Genomic DNA, 2445 nt, shown 5'->3' with positions numbered 1-2445 from the left:
CCCCCCCCCTGCCGATGGCGACGCCGGTGAAGGTCTGGTTCACGTGCATCGAGCCGAACTGTTCGCCGTAGGTATGGAACCCGACGACGCGGTTCTGCCGGTACAGCTCGGACATTTCGCGTGAAAGCTGATGCTGCTCGGCATCCAGCCGGCGTAGCAGGCATTCGAAGCCAATATAGAGAGAGACGTCGCCGATCTGGTCACGGGTTTCCGCGAAGGCGTCGCGGGTTGCTCCGACCAGGCTGCACGAGGTTGCCGTCGTCAGCACCATGCCCTCGTCGATCGCGCAGAAGAAGCGCAGCGAGCCGTCGGGATCGACGCGCTGGATCGACCGCGCATAATAGGACCCGCCAACCCGGACCAGCACCGGATGGGATGCGAAGGAGAACGGGTCGAGCTTGGCGTCGATGATTCCGACGGCACGGGAATATTCCGCGGCGGCAGGCTCGGCGTTCAATTCCTTGACGACGCGCTGCTCGATATCGGCCTCGGTGACCACCATCTTCTGTGTGGTGGGCTCGAAATTGTCGCATTTGAACACGCGGAACGGCAGCGACGTGTTGAGGAGAATGAGGAGAGCCGCGTCGGTGTGGGCCTTGCCGTCGAAGAACACCCAGGTCCTTTCGAAGCGCAGGCCGTCGCCCGCCGACCCGCCGACGATCGGGATATTGTCGAGCGAGGCATAGAGGGCGGACATCACAGCTTCTTCGCGGCGGCACATGCCGTCGATCAGCACCAGGCCGAACGGGTTGCGGCCGCTGACCTCCGAGGTTGCCCGCAGCAGCTCGTGGCGAAGCTCGCTGCCGATCCGGCGGCCGTCCTCGACATGGAAATTGGCGAGATTCAGGATCGGCCGGACCACGGCGTTGAAGTCAGCCTGGCTGAACGTCATCGCGACAACGCTGTTCTCGTCCCAGCCGTCCGGCGCCAGCTCGCCTGCCGTCGTGCAGCCGCAGACCGGCGTGTCCGCAAAGTGTCTCGTGATCTCGGCGATGAATCGATGAGGATCGTAGCGGGGGGAGAGGAAGACCAGGACCAGGGCCAGCTCGTCCGACGGAAGCTGGGCGACCAGCTCGGCAACGGCCCCGTCGACGGTCGGAGCTTTCGATTTCGCGACCGCAACGCTGGACGAACCGCCAAACCGAAGATCGGCCTGCCCCACTTCGTTTCTCTCCTCAAGGACCGGCTTGGTCTGTCGCCAAGATCTGCCGCCAAGTGCCGAAAACAGTAGGGCTTTTTCATTCTACCCGCAACAAGTCGCGCGGTGTCCGGCCCGGAAGTCGCCGGTCTGGTGCTTGCGCAGCCCGGGATTGCGAGCCGGAGGAATTTACCGCCCCTTGACGATTCTGCCTTAGTTTTGCGCATGCGGTCGGGGAGGCGGGGCGCCTTCGGATCGCGGCTGTTTGGAATAAGTAATGGGGGTGGGAATGTCCGGGCGTATCGCGTCGCCGTCAAAGCGCACAATATTTCCCACCCTGAGGTTCCGCGCCAAGATCATCCTGGGTTTCGCGGTCGTGCTGGCGATCTCCGCCGGCAGCATGGCCTTCTGCTATTTCGGCTTCGAGCGGGTTTCGGCCGGGGTCGGGTCCTACCGTAGCAGCGTGTCGGAGGCCGACCTCGCCCGCAACATCGACCGCGAGCTGCTCGGCTACCGTGCGGCCGTCAAATATTTCGTCGTCACCGGCAAGGAAGATGACGCCAAGGCGGCGCTCGAGGCCGAGGCCAGCCTGAAGAACGCCATCGACCAGGCCGTGAAGAGCGCCAAGACCCCGGCGCGGGGGGAGAGTCTCGACAAGCTCGCCAAGGAGTTTGCGAATTTCTCCGCAACCTTCGCCAAGGTTCTGCAGGCCAAGCGTGACAGCACGTTGCTGGTGCAGAACCAGCTGCAGCGCCAAGCCAATCTCCTGAAGTACAAGCTGGACGATATCGGTAACAACGCTTCCGATTCCGAGGCCCAGTCGATCGAGTTCGGTACCAAGCAGGTCAACGCCCAGTTCCAAACCGCGAGTGCTGCAGCCACCAATTTCGTGCTCACGTCCGATCAGGCGATCGCGACCAGCGCGCTGGCGCGGCTGAAATTCGTGGAGAACTCGCTCGGCGCGGTCTATTCGATGGACGACAAGATCGTCGCCGGACTGAAGGAGGCCAAGACCATCCTCGGCGCCTATCGCGAAGCGCTGGAGAAGCTGATCGCCAACGCCAAGTTGGTCGACGGGCTCGTCACCGAGATGAGCGGTTCGGCCGGTGCGATCCTGCAAGGCGCCACGGCCATGAAGGCGGACCTCGTCGCCGAGCAGCAGCGGCTGGATTCGGAATCGGAAGCGACGATCGGGAAGACCGAGCAACTGGTTCTGATGCTCGCCATCGGCGGTACGCTGCTTGGTGCGGTCCTCGCCTTCCTGCTCGGCACCGGCATCTCGCGTCCGATGATCGCGATGTGCAAGG

Annotated in this window: 1 protein-coding gene and 1 pseudogene; one reads left to right on the top strand and one right to left on the bottom strand. The window is 63.5% G+C overall.

All coding sequences use genetic code 11. The annotated features are described in order from the left end of the window. Positions 1–1162, bottom strand: a 1162-nt coding sequence (locus IC66_RS0134760; RefSeq protein ID WP_049806712.1) for an FIST N-terminal domain-containing protein, incomplete at its 3' end; no start/stop codon positions are given. Between the two features lie 265 nt (positions 1163–1427). Here IC66_RS0134760 and IC66_RS0134755 point away from each other — a divergent pair. Then, positions 1428–2445 (top strand): annotated as a pseudogene (locus tag IC66_RS0134755) (methyl-accepting chemotaxis protein); the annotation flags it as partial.

The sequence above is a fragment of the Bradyrhizobium genomosp. III genome, from assembly GCF_000261705.1.
GTDB lineage: Bacteria > Pseudomonadota > Alphaproteobacteria > Rhizobiales > Xanthobacteraceae > Bradyrhizobium > Bradyrhizobium ottawaense.
This window is presented reverse-complemented; position numbering and strand designations above follow the sequence as displayed.